The following is a 14,457-nucleotide window of genomic DNA, read 5'->3' on the forward strand; positions in this document are numbered from 1 at the left end:
CGGGTCAGTCGTCGCGATGCACCTTTTCGCGGCGCTCGTGCCGTTCCTGGGCCTCAAGGCTCATGGTGGCGATCGGGCGGGCATCCAGGCGCTTCAACGAGATCGGCTCCCCGGTGACATCGCAATAGCCATATTCGCCCTCGTCGATCCGCCGCAGCGCGGCATCGATCTTGGCGACAAGCTTGCGCTGACGGTCCCGGGTGCGCAGTTCAAGCGCGCGGTCGGTCTCTTCGCTGGCGCGGTCGGCCACGTCGGGGATGTTGCGGGTGCTGTCCTGCAGCCCCTCGATCGTGTCGCGGCTTTCAGCCAGCAGTTCAGTCTTCCAGTTCAGCAACTTGCGGCGAAAATACTCGAGTTGCCGGTCGTTCATGAACGGCTCATCCTCAGCCGGTCGATAATCTTCCGGGAGAAAGACTTCCTGCTTCATTTTGGCTCCCTCGGACTGGCCATCAACGTCCGTCAAATTCAGTTCCTTAGACATCAGGCTCTCCACTGTCGCAGCGTTTATCCGAGGCGTTAAAGATTGTCACTACACATTCACGCCGCGCTCGGGCTAAAACGCTGGGCAGACCGGCACCCGGAGCAGGGCAAAGCAAGGGATTGTAACTCAATGAGATTTCAGGGCACCGACAGCTATGTTGCACCCGAGGACCTCACGGTCGCCGTGAACGCCGCGGTGACGCTTGAAAGGCCCTTGCTGGTCAAGGGTGAACCCGGCACGGGCAAGACGGAACTGGCCCGCCAGGTTGCCGATGCCCTTGGGCTTACCATGCTCGAATGGAACATCAAGTCCACCACGCGCGCCCAGCAGGGGCTTTATGAATATGACGCGGTCAGCCGCCTGCGAGACAGTCAACTGGGCGAGGAACGCGTACATGATGTGCGAAATTACCTTAAGAAAGGTAAATTGTGGGAGGCCTTCGAAGCCGGCGAAAAGGTTGTCCTGCTGATCGACGAAATCGACAAGGCCGATATCGAGTTTCCCAATGACCTTCTTCAGGAACTCGACAAGATGGAGTTCCACGTTTACGAAACAGGTGAGACAATCCGTGCAACTCACCGTCCTATCGTCATAATTACGTCCAACAACGAAAAGGAGCTGCCCGACGCCTTCCTGCGCCGCTGCTTCTTTCACTATATCCGCTTTCCCGACACCGAGACAATGAAACAGATCGTCGAGGTGCACCACCCGGGAATAAAGGACGCCCTTCTGACGACCGCGTTGACTCAATTTTACGAAGTTCGCGACACCCCCGGCCTGAAGAAGAAACCCTCCACCTCCGAAGTGCTCGACTGGCTGAAACTGCTGCTGGCCGAAGATCTCTCGCCCGAGGATCTCAAGCGCGACGGCGCCTCGGCCCTGCCGAAGCTGCACGGGGCGCTTCTGAAGAACGAGCAGGACGTGCACCTGTTCGAACGCCTGGCTTTCATGGCGCGTGGTCAGCGCTAGGCCGAGCCGGCTGACGCAACGTCATGCGGGGCCTGCGCCCGTCGCCGGGCAATTGTTCCCCGGCAATGGCCGAACCCGCCCGATCGCCGCAATTGTGTCACGGACGCCGATCAAGTCGCGCGCGCGCGCAGGCGGGCGTGGATTGCCGCCCGCGGCTCTGGCAGAATTCGATCCATGACCGACACGACCAATATCCGCGTCCGCCCCCTGCGCGCCGAGGATCGCCCCGCCTGGGACGAGATGTGGCGCGCCTATCTCGCGTTCTACGAGACCGAGTTGCCGGAGGAGATCTATGACAGCTCCTTCGCGCGGATGCTGGGCGACGATCCCCGGGATTTCCACGGCATGATCGCCGAGCAGGACGGCGTTCCGGTCGGGATCGTCCACTACGTTTTTCACCGCCACGGCTGGAAGATCGAGAACGTGTGTTACCTGCAGGATCTCTATGCCAGGCCCGAGGCCCGGGGCACCGGGGTCGGCCGCGCGCTGATCGAGGCGGTCTATGCCGCAGCCGACGCGGCCGGCGCGCCTTCGGTCTACTGGATGACGCAGGAGTTCAATCACACCGCCCGGCAGCTTTACGACCGCATCGGGCAGCTGACGCCGTTCATCAAGTACCAGAGACCCTGATGCGGGCGCCGCTTTATCTGGCGATCGGCGCCATGGTGATTTCCAGCTGCACCACGCCGCCGGATCGCGGCATGCCGACGCGCGCCGTCATCGCCGAAAGCACCCTGCCGCCGATGAAGACCTTCGCGGCCCCCCGGCCGCAGCCGCCGATCACGTCCAATGCCGATATCGCCGGGGATTTCATCGACCTCCACTTCCAGCTGGAAAGCGGCCGCACGCTCGACACCTTCACCCGCTTCGAAGGCCCCGTGACGGTCCGCGTCACCGGCGACCCGCCCGCCAGCCTGGGCCCGGACCTGCGCCGCCTGCTGCAGCGCCTGCGCAGCGAGGCCGGGATCGACATCCGCGAGATCACCTCGGGCACCGCCAACATCACGATCGAGGCCGTCCCGCGCGAAGAGATCCGCCGCGCCCTGCCGCTTGCCGCCTGTTTCGTGGTGCCCAATGTCTCGTCCCTGTCGGAATTCCGCCGCGACCGCCGCAAGGCCAGGACCAACTGGGCGCAGCTGGACCGCCGCGAACGTCTGGCCGTCTTCGTGCCCAACGACACCTCTCCGCAGGAGGTACGCGACTGCCTGCACGAAGAGGTCGCCCAGGCGCTGGCCCCGCTGAACGATCTCTACCGGCTGCCGGATTCGGTGTTCAACGACGACAACGTGCACCGGGTGCTGACCGGCTACGACATGGTGATCCTGCGCACCGCCTATGCGCCCGAGCTGGTCACCGGCATGTCGCGCGATCAGGTCGCGGCGCAGCTGCCGCGCATCCTGGCGCGCACCAATCCCGGCGGCGCGGGCAAGCCCCTGGCGCGGGTCGACCCCACCCCGCGCAGCTGGATCGACGCCGTGCAGACCGCGCTTGGCCCCGATGCCAGCCCGCAGGCGCGGCACGCCGCGGCCAACACCTCGCTGACCATCGCCACCGAACGCGGCTGGCAGGATCACCGCCGCTCCTTCAGCCATTACATGGTCGGCCGCATGGCCCAGATCACCGACCCCGAGCTTGCCGGGCGGCATTATGCCTCGGCGCTCTACTACCTTGGCGACCGGCCCGGCACGCAGCTGCAGGCCGCCTATATCGTCACCCAGGTCGCCGCGCTGGACATCAGCCGGGGCGATCCCGCCACCGCCCTGGCCCGCCTGAACCCCGCGATCGAGACCGCCGCACGGGCCGAAAACGCCTCGCTAATGTCGACTCTGATGCTGCTGAAGGCCGAGGCGCTGGAACTGCTCGGCCGCCCCGACCAGGCGCGCGCCGTCAGGCTGGACAGCCTCGGCTGGGCACGATACGGCTTCGGAGCGGACTGGGCCGTCAAGCAGAAGATGCGTGAGATTTCGGCCCTGAACCCGCTGAAAGGGAGCGACGGGCAAATATGATCATTCTCGGCAGCGCGGGTCTCGGAGCCATCGTCGGCGTGTTGACGGCCCGCAAACGGGGCGGCGCGCGGCTCGACATGGCGCAATACGGCGCGGGCTTTGCCATCGCCTTCGCCCTGATCGGCCTGATCGCCACGGTTTTCATCGACCGCATGGTGTAAGACCATGTTCCTGCCCTTCTTCGAAAACCTTCGAAAGGGCGGCGTCCCGGTCAGCCTGCGCGAATACCTGACCTTCCTCGAAGCGATGGGCCAGGGCCTCGTCACCTATGACGTGGAAGGCTTCTACTTCCTCGCCCGCACCGCCATGGTCAAGGACGAGCGCAACATCGACAAGTTCGACCGCGCCTTCGCCGCCACCTTCGAGGGGCTGGCCTCCATCTCCATCGACCAGGTGCTGGACGCCGTCGACATCCCCGGCGACTGGCTTGAGAAGATGGCCGAGAAACATCTCTCTCCCGAGGAGAAGGCGAAGGTCGACGCGCTCGGCGGCTTCGACAAGCTGATGGAGACGCTGAAGAAGCGACTCGAAGAGCAGAAGGAGCGCCACCAGGGCGGCAACAAGTGGATCGGCACCGCCGGCACCTCGCCTTTCGGCGCCCATGGCTACAACCCCGAAGGCGTGCGCATCGGCCAGGACGAAAGCCGCCACCAGCGCGCGGTCAAGGTCTGGGACAAGCGCGAATTCCGCAATTTCGACGACACGGTCGAACTGGGCACCCGCAACATCAAGGTCGCGCTGAAACGCCTCCGCCGCTGGGCCCGCGAAGGCGCCCATGACGAGCTCGACCTCGACGGCACGATCCGCTCGACGGCCGAAAACGGCTATCTCGACGTCAAGATGCGCCCCGAGCGGCACAACGCGGTGAAGGTCGTGCTGTTCCTCGATGTCGGCGGGTCGATGGATGCCCATGTGAAGGTCGTCGAAGAGCTCTTCTCGGCCGCCCGGACCGAGTTCAAGCATCTCGAGCATTACTACTTCCACAACTGCCTTTACGAAGGCGTCTGGCGCGACAACCGCCGCCGGTGGAACGAACAGATCCCGACCGAAGAGATCCTGCGCACCTACGGGCCGGACTACAAATGCATCTTCGTCGGCGACGCCTCAATGTCGCCCTATGAGATCGCCTATCCCGGGGGCGCCAACGAACACTGGAACGCGGAGGCCGGCCAGGTCTGGCTGCAGCGCGCGCGGGATCAGTGGGCGTCACATGTCTGGATCAACCCGGTGCCCGAGAAATACTGGGGCTACACCCATTCCATCCAGATGATCTCCGAGATCTTCGAAGGCACCATGGTCCCGATGACGCTCGCCGGGCTGGAAAAGGGGATGAAGGACCTCACCCGCTAGCCCTGCGCCCAACGAAAACGCCCGCCAAACCGGCGGGCGTTCCCAAATCTCACAGGCCGCGCCCCGTCACACCAGCAGTGTCACCAGAGCATCCGGCAGCGACGGGATGGCGTTGTAGACATCCACCAGGTCGTCCGCCACGACGATATCGTCGATCACGAAGCGCGTGTCGCTGTCGCCCGAGGCCGTGAAGACCACCTCATCGACCGAGCTGAAGATGGTCGGATCCAGCACGAAGGGCTCGTCGGCCATTTCGCCCGCCGCCAGTTCGAAGACCTGCGCGCCCATCTCCTCGTCGTCGTCGAACGCGGTGACCGTCAGCGTCAGCGCCTCGGTCAGCCCGCCGGCGTTGAACGAGACGAAATCGAAATCCGTGTCGAGGTTCACGTCGATCCCGTCCGGGAAATCGTCCGGCAGCAGGTCGATGATGTCGTCGATCGTGTCGTTGATGAAGGTCGGATCCAGCGCCGAGAACGACGCATCGTTGCCGCCCTTGTTGAAGGCCGCGTTGTCGCCAGAGGCGGTGAACCACGGTGCGCCGCGCTCGTTCACCTCGACGAAGTTGAAATTGTCCCAGCCCATAAGCGAGGTGATCTCGATCACCGGCGCGGCCGAGCGCACGTCCGGGAAGTTCGGGAAATTGCTGAAATCGCTCAGATCCAGTTCGATCACCGCCTGGTTGGTGTCGAAATCCAGCGTCCGCGTGTCCCTGGGCGCAAAGATGAAGTCATTGGCATCCAGCGGTTCGACATTGCCGGTCACCGCGATCTGCAGATCGCCCATGACGATAAGCGTGGCGCGCTCCTCGGGCAGCACGATCAGCTGGTTGAAGCCGGTGACCCCGAAGGCCGACAGGTCGATCTTGTCGATCCCGTCCTGGAAGCCGAGAACCGTGGTCAGGCCGGAGGAATCGGCAAGAAAGCGGAAGGTATCCGCGTCTTCGTCCCGGCCGCCAAAGAGGAAATTGGTACCGCTGCCGACGATGATCGTATCGCTGCCCGCTCCGGCCAGGACCAGGTCGGTGCCGCCGCCGACTTCGACCGTATCGTCGCCCCCCAGCCCGACGACGAGATCATTCTCGTCCGAGGCGCCGAAGAAATTGGACAGGTTGTCGCCGAGTCTGAAACCCATGAAGTGCTCCTTTAAGTGCCGGTCTTTTCACCGGAAAAGGCAGGAGTGAGAGGATTTGCACTGGTACCGACTACATGAACACAACATCACCAAGTTCACTCTCGCAGAGATTTCGGATCACCTCCCGATTGAATGGTTAACGCGAGAGACCCGTAGTTAACGATTAAGTGATTGCATGGTGAGCGCCCTGCACCAAGAGCAGGCTCGGTTGACCTCGGGTCAACCTGCGGGCGTGGTGTGTTAAGGTCACGCTTTCCGGGCATCCCGGGTCGGGCGGACGCCGACAGGCCGCCGGGTCACTCCGGCCTGTCGCGCACCATCAGCAGGGCCCGGCCATGGTCCGTCTCGACCTCGCGCGTCTCGCGAAACCCGGCCTTCTCATAGGCGCGGATGGCCGGTGCATTGTCGGGATGCGGATCGATGCCCAGCGCCGGGGCGCCCTCGGCAAAGCAGCGCGCGGCATGGGCGCGCAGATAGGCCGGGCCCAGCCCCCGGCCCATCGCCGTCTCGGAGCCGACGAAGGTATCGATGCCCCGCGCGCCCTTCGGAAGGAAATCCAGCGGATGCGGCTGCCAGGCGTGGATGTCGTAATCCTGCAGGTAGGCCAGCGCCACGCCCTCCAGCGTGACGATCCAGCAGCGCAGCGCAGGGTCGTCCAGCTGCCGCATCACGACCGAGGCGTAATCCGGTTCGTCGAACCACCGGCTGACCCGCGGCGCCTCCAGCCAGCCGCGCAAAAGCGGCGCATCCGCCGGCGTCACCCGCCGGAAGCCAAAGACCGGATCCTTCTCCATGCCTGCCCTGCCCTTTGCCGTCACCAGATGGCGATCAGACTATCACGCAGGCCAGCGCGGCAGAAGCGGCCCGGCCGTCGCGGGCCCCGGCGCCTAAAGCCCCAGCGCCATGTTGATCAGCAGAAAGACCGCCAGCCAGAAGGCCGCGCCAAGCGCGATCAGCGGCACGATCCACCAGCCGGAAGGCGGGCGCCAGTCCAGCCTCTGGTCGGCGCGTCTGAGCATGCGAAGCCGGTAGCCCGGCCTGTCCCAGTTATGAGACCGGGACCCGGAGGGCTCGATCGGGCTCCCTAACGCAAGCCGATCGAGCCGTTCCTGCACCGTCTCGGACATGCGTCCTTTCCCCACGGTTACCCCCTCCAGGAAATGTAACTCGGATAACATTTAACGTTACGTCAATCTTGTCCGAGTCGCAAGTTCGGGGGCGGCGGCCTGGCCGGGCCGCGGCGGCCCCGGCGCGCTGTGGCGCCAGGGCAAATCCTTGCCGAAAGGTAAATGCGCCGCTGTAAGCCCTTGAAATCACGTGGGGTGGCGCCTGTCCCACGCGTGGGACATCACCTGAGCCGGGCCAGCAGCTCTGCCGTGCCCTGCCCCGTCACCGGCAAGCCATTGGCGGCCTGGTAGGCCGAGATCGCCGCCTGGCTCTTCGGCCCCAGCACCCCGTCGTCTCCCCCGGTGTCATAGCCCGCGCGGGTCAGCCTGCGCTGCAGCTCCTGCCGGTCGGCCTGGGTCAGCCCGCCGGCATCCGGCCCGAAGGGCGTCTGAAGCGGCCCGCCCCCCGCGATCCGGTTGGCCAGGTAGCCCACCGCGAGCGCATAATTGGTGGAATTGTTGTAGGTCTTGATCGTGTTGAAATTGGCATAGGTCCGGAACGACGGCCCCGGACGCTGCGGCTGGATCACCGATCCTCCGGAGGTACCCGGCAGCGCCTCCACCACCCAGGGCTGGCCATAGCGCCAGCCGTTGCGGTCCAGGTAGGCCGCCGCCGAGGCCAGCGCGTCGGTCGGATCGTCCGACCAGATGTCGCGCCGCCCGTCGCCGTTGAAATCCACCGCGAAGGCCAGGTAGGAGGTCGGGATGAACTGGGTATGCCCCATGGCGCCCGCCCAGGACCCCACCAGCCCCTCGGGGCTGACATCGCCGGCCTGCAGGATCTTCAGCGCCGCGATCAGCTGGTTTTCGAACAGCTGCCGCCGCCGCCCGTCATAGGCCAGCGTCGCGGCGGCCGAGATCACCGGCACATCGCCGCGCCGGGCGCCGTACTGGCTCTCGATCCCCCAGATCGCCACGACGATCTGTTTTTCCACGCCATACCGGCTTTCGATCGCGCTCAGCGTCGCATTGTGACGCGCCATCATCTGCCGCCCCGTCGCGACCTTTTCGTCGCTGGCGGTCAGGGCAAAGTAATCTTCCAGCGAACGGCGGAATTCCGTCTGGTTGCGGTCCCGCTCGATCACCTCGGGCAGGTAGCCGGCCGAGCGGAAGGCCCGGTCGATCGTCGTCGACGACACCCCGTTCGCCGCCGCCCTGCCCCGGAACCCGTCGAGCCAGGCGTCGAAGCCCGCGTTGGGCACCGCCTTGTACTGCGTCCGTGTCGCCGGTGCGCCGCCACCGCCCGCGCAGGCCGAAAGCCCCGTCGCTGCCAGCCCAGCCAGCACCCATCTCCTGTCCGTGATCATTGTCGCTCCTGCCCGGATTCGATTTGCCTCGGCGCCATTGTGCCGAAGGAGCGGGGCGCCGTCCAACGATGCGCGCAACCCCGGCGTCGCATGGGCGGAGATCGCCCGCAGGAGTATTTGAGACAAAGGTGAAGACAGGGGCGTGGCGCGCTGCCCGGTACGGCCCTATATCTGGACCATGTTGAAGCTGACCCCGATCCTGCTGGCCATCATGTACGGGCTCGTCTCGTACCAGTTCTCCGTCTGGCGCACGAAGGGCGAGCTGGACCAGAAATCGACCGAGCTGGCCGATGCACGGCTGCGCGCGATCCTGGACCGGATGGCGCGGGCGCTGGATGTCGAGCGGATCAAGGTCTTCATCTACGAGATCGACCCGGTCAACGGGCTGGCCGCGCCCGACGGGCGGATCTTCATCACGCGCGGGTTCTATCGCAAGTTCGCCAATGGAGAGGTCTCGGCCGAGGAGATGGCCTCGGTCATCGCGCATGAGCTGGGGCACGTGGCGCTGGGGCATGCGCGCCGCCGGATGATCGATTTTTCCGGTCAGAACGCGCTCAGGACGGCGCTGGGGATGATGCTGAGCCGGCTGATCCCCGGGGTGGGCATGATCATCGCGGGCGCGCTGAGCACGCTGCTGTCGGCCAAGCTGTCGCGGTCGGACGAATACGAGGCGGATGCCTATGCCGCCGCGCTGCTGACCAAGGCGGGGATCGGGATCCGGCCGCAGATCTCGCTGTTCCACAAGCTCGACCGCCTGACCGAAAGCCGCGCGGGCGTGGTGCCGGCCTGGCTGATGAGCCATCCCAAGACCGGCGAGAGGATCGCCGAGCTGGAGAAGCTTGAAGCGCGCTGGATCGAGCAGAGCTGAGACGGGCGGAAGCGGCCCGGCCAGGGGCCGATGACGCCGCTACCCCAGCACCTTGCCCAGGCGCGGCAGGCGGGCCTTTTTCATCAGCGCGCGCATCTGCCAGTCCGGATCGCCGTGGCGGGCGGCCGACAGCACCGATTGCGCCGCCGCCGCGATGGCCTCGGGCTCGGCGTTGAAGCAGGAGACCAGGAAAGTGTCGGGGTCGAACCGCTGAAGCCCCTCTTCGGCCAGGGTGCCACGCGGGAAATCCTTGGCATTCACCGTCAGGATCGCGTCGGCCGACCCGGCCACCGCCACCGCCAGCACGTGGATATCCGCCGGATCCGGCAGCCACAGACGCGATTCCACGCCCGGGGCGGCAGGCAATTCCGCATCAGGCCAGGCCGCGCGCAGCAGGGCGATCTCTCCGCGCGCCTGAGCCTCGCCCAGGGGGCCCAGCTTGATCGCCGCCCGCGCCCATTCTTCCAGGATCCGTTCCGACCAGAGCGGGGTGAAGGCGCCGGTGCGCGCGGCGCCCAGAAGCATCTCGCGCATCACGTTGGGGTAAAGGACGCAGGCGTCGAGGACGATCTTCATAGCGCGTAGAACAGCGCCTTGAGATAGCCGGATTCCGCCAGCAGCGGGTGCTGTGGATGGTCGGGCCCGGCAAAGCCCGTGTGGATCAGCCGCCCCTCGCGCCCCGCCCGGCCGATGCCGCGGGTGCAGGCGGTGCGGAACTTGGACAGGTCCGCCGCGTGCGAGCAGGAGCAGAGGCCCAGCACCCCGCCCTCGGCCACCAGCGGTGCCGCGAGGCGGGCGATGCGCTCATAGGCGCGCAGGCCGGCCTCAAGCGATTGCTTCGAGGGGGCGAAGGCCGGCGGGTCGCAGATCACCACGTCGAATGTCGCGCCTTCCTCACCGAGGGCTGTCAGCACGTCGAAGGCATCGCCCTGGCGCGTGTCGAACCGCGCGGCCATGGCGGAGGCTTCGGCCCCGGCCCGGGCCAGCTCCAGCGCGGGGGCCGAGCCGTCGACCGCGAGCGCCGTGCCCGCGCCGGCGGCCAGCATCGCCAGGCCAAAGCCGCCGACATGGGAGAAGACGTCGAGCACCGCCGTCCCCTCGCGCACCAGCGAGGCGGCGAAGGCGTGGTTGGGGCGCTGGTCGTAGAACAGGCCGGTCTTCTGGCCGCCGGTCAGGTCGGCCATGTAGGTGGCGCCGTTCATCGGCACCGGCACCGGGCCGTCGGGGGCAACGCCCAGCAGGACCCCGCTCTCCTCGTCCAGCCCCTCCAGCCCCCGGGCGCGGCCCGAGGCGTTCTTCAGGATCGTCGAGACACCGGTGACCTCGGCCAGCGCGCCGGCCAGCTCGGGCAACAGGGCATCGGCCCAGGCGGCGTTGGGCTGGATCACGCAGGTGTCGCCGAAACGGTCGATGATGACGCCGGGCAGGCCATCGGCCTCGGCGTGGATCAGCCGGTAGAAGGGCGCGTCGAACAGCCGGTCGCGCAGCGCGAAGGCACGGGACAGGCGCGCGGCGAACCAGGCGCGGTCGATCGTGGCCGACGGGTCGCGGTCCAGCATCCGGGCGATGATCTTCGATCCCGGGTTCACCGCGACCAGGCCCAGCGGCTCGCGCCCGGAATCCTCCAGCAGGGCGATCCGCCCCGGGGCCAGCGCCTTGGTGCGCCGGTCGGTCACAAGGTCCGAGGCATAGACCCAGGGAAAGCCGTGCCGGACCGGCCGGGCGTTGACCTTGGGTTTCAGGCGGATGACGGGACGGTCGCCGGAGGTCTCGGCGGGCGCGTCGGAGGAGGGATCCGCTGCGGGATCATGGGAGGGCGCTGTCATGGCGGTCTCATAGCGTCCCGGATCGCCCCCGGCAATCGCGCGTGATGCGGCCCGTGCCACCATGGGCCGCGCCCCGGGTCCGCCACGGGACCCCGTGGCCGCGATCGGCGTGCCCCCGTTCAGCCTGCTGGCCCGCCCGGCCAGACCCGTTCAGCTTGTCGTCTTGCGGTCGCGCGCGCGCCATCCGCCCCGGCGGCGGCCCCGGGCGGGCGGCTCGCCCATTCCTTCCAGCAGCACAAGGGTCATGGGGTGATCGGGATGCTCGGGCCGGTAGCGCGTCAGCAGACCCTGCCGCGCGTCCTCGGTATCGGTTTCCAGCGGCAGGCCCAGGGCCCAGTCCAGAAAGATCGACCGGCACTCGGCCGTGGTGATGCCCTCGATCCGATAGCTTTCCCGGATCAGCCCCTTGGGATCCAGCGGGTCAGTTGTCCGATCCATTCTCCGTCCCTCCGCGCAGCAAGGCCGCCTTGATGATGGCGGCGCTTTCGTCGTAGCGTGCCTCAAGCAGGGCCTGCAAGGCTTCCATGTCCGCCACACCGCCGCTGCGGCAGAGGAAATCGGCCGCCCCCTGCCCCGGCGCGCCGGACTCTGCCGGGCCCATGCCGATCAGCCGGGTGGCGGTGTGCAGCGCCCAGAACAGCTCGTAGACCTCTGTCAGCGTGGCGGCCTCACCGGGGCTCAGCCAGCCGGCGTCGCGCGCCTCGGCCAGGCCCAGCCGCGCGCCCCGGGTCGGCTGGCCGGCCAGCAGGTGGCCGGCCTGGGCCAGCAGCTCCAGGTCCTGCAGCCGCCCCGCCCCGTTGCGCAGATCGAGCCAGCCGGCAGGCGCCTTGGCCGCCGCCAGCCGGGCGCGCATCTCGGACACCTCGCGGACGATGTCGGGCAGCGCCCTCGGACGGGCGATGATCTCGGAGCGGAAGCTTTCGATATCGGCCAGCAACGCCTCCGGCCCGACGATCCCGCGCGCGCGGGTCAGCGCCAGATGCTCCCACAGCCAGGCCTCGGTCTGCTGGTAGTTGCGGTAGGCCGGCCAACTGGTCGCGACAGGACCCTGCTTGCCCGAGGGACGCAGGCGCATGTCGATCTCGTAGAGCCGGCCCTGCGCCATCGGCGCCGTCATCGCGGTGATCAGCGCCTGGGTGAGGCGCGCGTAATAGGTCCGCGTGGCCAGCGGCCGGCGGCCATCCGAGCTGTCGACATCGCCGGAATCGTAGATCACGATCAGGTCCAGGTCGCTGGCCGCATTCATGTGCCGCGCCCCGACCGAGCCCATCCCGAGGATCGCAGCCCCCCGCCCCGGCGGCGCCCCGTGCTTGCGCGCGAATTCCGCGACCACCGCCGGGCCCACCGCGCGGATCACCGCATCGGCCAGATCGGCGTAATGCTGCCCTGCGGTTTCGGCGTCGATCAGGCCGCGCAGGTGGTGCACGCCCACCCGGAAATGCCATTCCTTCTTCCACCGCCGTGCCGCGTCGAGCTTCAGCTCGTAATCGTCCTCGTCGGCGATATGCCCGGCGATCTCGGCGGCCAGCGCCTCGGCCCCCGGCCAGGGCGCGAAGAAGGCGCCGCCGATCACCGCGTCCAGCACACCGGCGTTGCGCGACAGGTAATCCCCCAGCGCCGGGGCCGTGCCGATGACGTCGATCAGCAGGTCGATCAGCTCGGTATTGGACTGGAACAGGGAAAACAGCTGCACCCCCGCGGGCAGCCCGGCCAGGAACCGGTCGAAGGCCAGCAGCGCCTCGTCGGGCCGCACGGCGCGCGACAGCCGTTCCAGAAGCTGCGGGCGCAGGCGGCCAAAGATCTGCACCGCCCGGTCCGAGCGCAGCGCCGGATAGGTGGGCCAGCGCGCCAGCACCTCCTTGTCGAACTCATGCTGCGCCTCGGGCGCAGGTTTCGCCGGCGTGTCGGGGGCAAAGAAATCCTCGGTCAGCTCGGCCACCTCGTCGAGCCTGCGGGCAATGCCCTTCAGCATCTCGCGCGGCTCCAGCCCCATCAGCCCCGCGACCCGCGCGATCCCCTCCTCCGAGGTCGGCATCTTGTGGGTCTGGGCATCGTTGACCATCTGGATCCGGTGCTCGATCTCGCGGAAGGCGCGGTAATGGTCGCGCAACCGGGTCGCCACGTCGCCGGGGATCCAGCCCTTCTCGGCAAGCGCCAGCAGCGCCGGGACCGTTCCCCGCATCCGCAGCTCGGGGTCGCGGCCCCCGGCGATCAGCTGACGGGTCTGGGTGAAGAACTCGATCTCGCGGATGCCGCCCCGGCCCAGCTTCATGTCATGGCCCGGCACCTCGACCTTGCCATGCAGGCGCTTGGCGTCGCGGATGCGCTGGCGGATCGCATGGGCATCCTCGATCGCGGCGAAATCCAGGTGGCGGCGCCAGATGAAGGGGCGGATGTCCTCGAGAAACCGCGCCCCGGCCTCGACATCGCCCGCCGCGGGCCGCGCCTTGATCATGGCGGCGCGTTCCCAGGTGCGGCCGAAGCTTTCGTAGTAGCTTTCCGCCGCGGCCATCGACAGGCAGACCGGCGTGACCGAAGGATCGGGCCGCAGCCGCAGATCGGTGCGGAAGACATAGCCCTCCGCCGTGCGTTCCGACAGCAGCGAGGACATGTTGCGCGTCACCCGCACCAGCACCTGCCGCGCGTCATGCACATCCGCATCGTCGTAAAGCGTGTCGTCGAACAGGCAGATCAGGTCGATGTCCGAGGAATAGTTCAGTTCGTGCGCGCCCATCTTCCCCATGGCCAGCACACACAGGCCCCAGGTCCCCGCCCCATCCTCGCGCACCGGCGCGGGCAGCTTGCCGCGCCGGTCCAGCGTGGCCAGCTCGGCGCGGATCGCCGCGTCGCAGGCCAGCCCGGCCAGGTCGGTCAGCCGCCCCGTCACCGTTTCCAGCGGCCAGGCCCCGGCGATATCCCCCAGCGCGGTCATCAGCGCCACCCGCCGCTTGGCCCGCCGCAGCGCGCGGGCAAGATCCTCGCCCGAGGTCTCGCGCAGGTCGGTCATCACCTGGTCCAGGGCCGCGTCGGGCGCTTCGAGCGCGGCGCCCAGCCACTCGGCCTCGCGTGAAATCAGCCCGTGCAGGTAGGGGCTGCAGCCGGCAGCGCCTTCGATCAGGGTGGCAAGATCGCCGGTCAGCCCGGGCAGGCGCGCGGCGGCCTCGGCGCCAAGGTCCGGGTCCAGCGGGCGGGGCAGTCGGGTGATCCGCGCGGCAAGCGGCGCGTCGTCGTCTGGGCATGTCATGGCCGCAAAGTGCGGCGCGGGGGGCCGGGCGTCAACGGCACTTGGCGGCCCGCCCGCGCCCCGCCCGGCGGCCTGCTGGACGCCACGCGCGGATCGGTCCATGGTCCGC

The 14,457-nt window shown here is 67.6% G+C and carries 15 protein-coding genes; 6 read left to right on the forward strand and 9 right to left on the reverse strand.

The annotated features are described in order from the left end of the window. Positions 1-4 precede the first annotated feature (4 nt). Positions 5-427, reverse strand: coding sequence for an RNA polymerase-binding protein DksA (gene dksA, locus ATO3_RS03985; RefSeq protein ID WP_088648476.1), 423 nt, complete (start codon positions 425-427; stop codon positions 5-7). 183 nt (positions 428-610) lie between these two features. On the opposite strand from dksA, the gene ATO3_RS03990 reads away from it, so the two are divergent. The 5 genes from ATO3_RS03990 (at position 611) to ATO3_RS04010 (ending at position 4,806) form a co-directional block, all read left to right on the forward strand. Further along, positions 611-1,450: an AAA family ATPase gene (locus ATO3_RS03990; RefSeq protein WP_088648477.1), complete on the forward strand. Its 840-nt coding sequence runs from the start codon at positions 611-613 to the stop codon at positions 1,448-1,450. Positions 1,451-1,624: 174 nt separating this feature from the next. Continuing rightward, a complete protein-coding gene (locus ATO3_RS03995; RefSeq protein WP_088648478.1) occupies positions 1,625-2,080 on the forward strand; it encodes a GNAT family N-acetyltransferase in 456 nt (151 codons plus the stop codon). Further along, entirely contained in the window at positions 2,080-3,456 is a 1,377-nt protein-coding gene (locus tag ATO3_RS04000) for a DUF2927 domain-containing protein (RefSeq protein ID WP_088648479.1), read from the forward strand. Before ATO3_RS03995 ends, ATO3_RS04000 begins: the two co-directional genes overlap by 1 nt. Beyond that, the gene (locus ATO3_RS28970) at positions 3,453-3,617 is read left to right on the forward strand and encodes a hypothetical protein (protein WP_088648480.1); all 165 of its coding nucleotides are present in this window, start codon (positions 3,453-3,455) and stop codon (positions 3,615-3,617) included. The genes ATO3_RS04000 and ATO3_RS28970 overlap by 4 nt, the downstream gene beginning before the upstream one ends. Before the next feature lie 4 nt (positions 3,618-3,621). Next, positions 3,622-4,806 (forward strand): vWA domain-containing protein, encoded by a 1,185-nt coding sequence (locus ATO3_RS04010; RefSeq protein WP_088648481.1) that lies wholly within the window; start codon positions 3,622-3,624, stop codon positions 4,804-4,806. A 66-nt stretch (positions 4,807-4,872) separates the two neighbouring features. Here ATO3_RS04010 and ATO3_RS04015 read toward each other — a convergent pair whose 3' ends face one another. The 4 genes from ATO3_RS04015 to ATO3_RS04025 all read right to left on the reverse strand — a co-directional run bounded on the left by ATO3_RS04015 (position 4,873) and on the right by ATO3_RS04025 (position 8,410). Next, positions 4,873-5,937, reverse strand: a complete 1,065-nt coding sequence (locus tag ATO3_RS04015; protein ID WP_088648482.1) for a calcium-binding protein — start codon at positions 5,935-5,937, stop codon at positions 4,873-4,875. A 296-nt stretch (positions 5,938-6,233) separates the two neighbouring features. Beyond that, complete coding sequence (locus ATO3_RS04020; RefSeq protein ID WP_088648483.1) at positions 6,234-6,731, reverse strand: GNAT family N-acetyltransferase; 498 nt, start codon at positions 6,729-6,731, stop codon at positions 6,234-6,236. A gap of 93 nt (positions 6,732-6,824) precedes the next feature. Continuing rightward, positions 6,825-7,064, reverse strand: coding sequence for a hypothetical protein (locus tag ATO3_RS28415; RefSeq protein ID WP_143747219.1), 240 nt, complete (start codon positions 7,062-7,064; stop codon positions 6,825-6,827). A gap of 221 nt (positions 7,065-7,285) precedes the next feature. Then, the gene (locus tag ATO3_RS04025; protein WP_088648484.1) at positions 7,286-8,410 is read right to left on the reverse strand and encodes a lytic murein transglycosylase; all 1,125 of its coding nucleotides are present in this window, start codon (positions 8,408-8,410) and stop codon (positions 7,286-7,288) included. A 178-nt stretch (positions 8,411-8,588) separates the two neighbouring features. On the opposite strand from ATO3_RS04025, the gene ATO3_RS04030 reads away from it, so the two are divergent. Then, complete coding sequence (locus tag ATO3_RS04030) at positions 8,589-9,278, forward strand: M48 family metalloprotease (RefSeq protein WP_088648724.1); 690 nt, start codon at positions 8,589-8,591, stop codon at positions 9,276-9,278. 39 nt (positions 9,279-9,317) lie between these two features. Here the strand turns inward: ATO3_RS04030 and ATO3_RS04035 are convergent, their stop codons facing one another. The 4 genes from ATO3_RS04035 to ATO3_RS04050 form a co-directional block, all read right to left on the reverse strand. Continuing rightward, positions 9,318-9,854: an RSP_2648 family PIN domain-containing protein gene (locus tag ATO3_RS04035; protein WP_088648485.1), complete on the reverse strand. Its 537-nt coding sequence runs from the start codon at positions 9,852-9,854 to the stop codon at positions 9,318-9,320. Continuing rightward, on the reverse strand, positions 9,851-11,104 hold the full coding sequence (locus ATO3_RS04040; protein ID WP_088648725.1) for an RSP_2647 family RNA methyltransferase: 1,254 nt from the start codon (positions 11,102-11,104) through the stop codon (positions 9,851-9,853). Before ATO3_RS04040 ends, ATO3_RS04035 begins: the two co-directional genes overlap by 4 nt. Positions 11,105-11,254: 150 nt before the next feature. Then, positions 11,255-11,542, reverse strand: a complete 288-nt coding sequence (locus ATO3_RS04045) for a hypothetical protein (RefSeq protein WP_088648486.1) — start codon at positions 11,540-11,542, stop codon at positions 11,255-11,257. Next, complete coding sequence (locus ATO3_RS04050; protein ID WP_088648726.1) at positions 11,526-14,348, reverse strand: [protein-PII] uridylyltransferase family protein; 2,823 nt, start codon at positions 14,346-14,348, stop codon at positions 11,526-11,528. The genes ATO3_RS04045 and ATO3_RS04050 overlap by 17 nt, the downstream gene beginning before the upstream one ends. Positions 14,349-14,457: the final 109 nt, after the last annotated feature.

Source organism: Marinibacterium profundimaris (assembly GCF_002210095.1).
GTDB lineage: Bacteria > Pseudomonadota > Alphaproteobacteria > Rhodobacterales > Rhodobacteraceae > Marinibacterium > Marinibacterium profundimaris.

Coding starts and splice junctions, on each gene's coding strand:
- ATO3_RS04015 (WP_088648482.1), bottom strand. CDS start 5,937: ATGGGTTTCAGACTCGGCGACAACCTGTCCAATTTCTTCGGCGCCTCG.
- ATO3_RS04035 (WP_088648485.1), bottom strand. CDS start 9,854: ATGAAGATCGTCCTCGACGCCTGCGTCCTTTACCCCAACGTGATGCGC.
- ATO3_RS28970 (WP_088648480.1), top strand. CDS start 3,453: ATGATCATTCTCGGCAGCGCGGGTCTCGGAGCCATCGTCGGCGTGTTG.
- ATO3_RS04020 (WP_088648483.1), bottom strand. CDS start 6,731: ATGGAGAAGGATCCGGTCTTTGGCTTCCGGCGGGTGACGCCGGCGGAT.
- ATO3_RS04040 (WP_088648725.1), bottom strand. CDS start 11,104: ATGACAGCGCCCTCCCATGATCCCGCAGCGGATCCCTCCTCCGACGCG.
- ATO3_RS03990 (WP_088648477.1), top strand. CDS start 611: ATGAGATTTCAGGGCACCGACAGCTATGTTGCACCCGAGGACCTCACG.
- ATO3_RS04025 (WP_088648484.1), bottom strand. CDS start 8,410: ATGATCACGGACAGGAGATGGGTGCTGGCTGGGCTGGCAGCGACGGGG.
- ATO3_RS04010 (WP_088648481.1), top strand. CDS start 3,622: ATGTTCCTGCCCTTCTTCGAAAACCTTCGAAAGGGCGGCGTCCCGGTC.
- dksA (WP_088648476.1), bottom strand. CDS start 427: ATGAAGCAGGAAGTCTTTCTCCCGGAAGATTATCGACCGGCTGAGGAT.
- ATO3_RS03995 (WP_088648478.1), top strand. CDS start 1,625: ATGACCGACACGACCAATATCCGCGTCCGCCCCCTGCGCGCCGAGGAT.
- ATO3_RS04030 (WP_088648724.1), top strand. CDS start 8,589: ATGTTGAAGCTGACCCCGATCCTGCTGGCCATCATGTACGGGCTCGTC.
- ATO3_RS28415 (WP_143747219.1), bottom strand. CDS start 7,064: ATGTCCGAGACGGTGCAGGAACGGCTCGATCGGCTTGCGTTAGGGAGC.
- ATO3_RS04045 (WP_088648486.1), bottom strand. CDS start 11,542: ATGGATCGGACAACTGACCCGCTGGATCCCAAGGGGCTGATCCGGGAA.
- ATO3_RS04000 (WP_088648479.1), top strand. CDS start 2,080: ATGCGGGCGCCGCTTTATCTGGCGATCGGCGCCATGGTGATTTCCAGC.
- ATO3_RS04050 (WP_088648726.1), bottom strand. CDS start 14,348: ATGACATGCCCAGACGACGACGCGCCGCTTGCCGCGCGGATCACCCGA.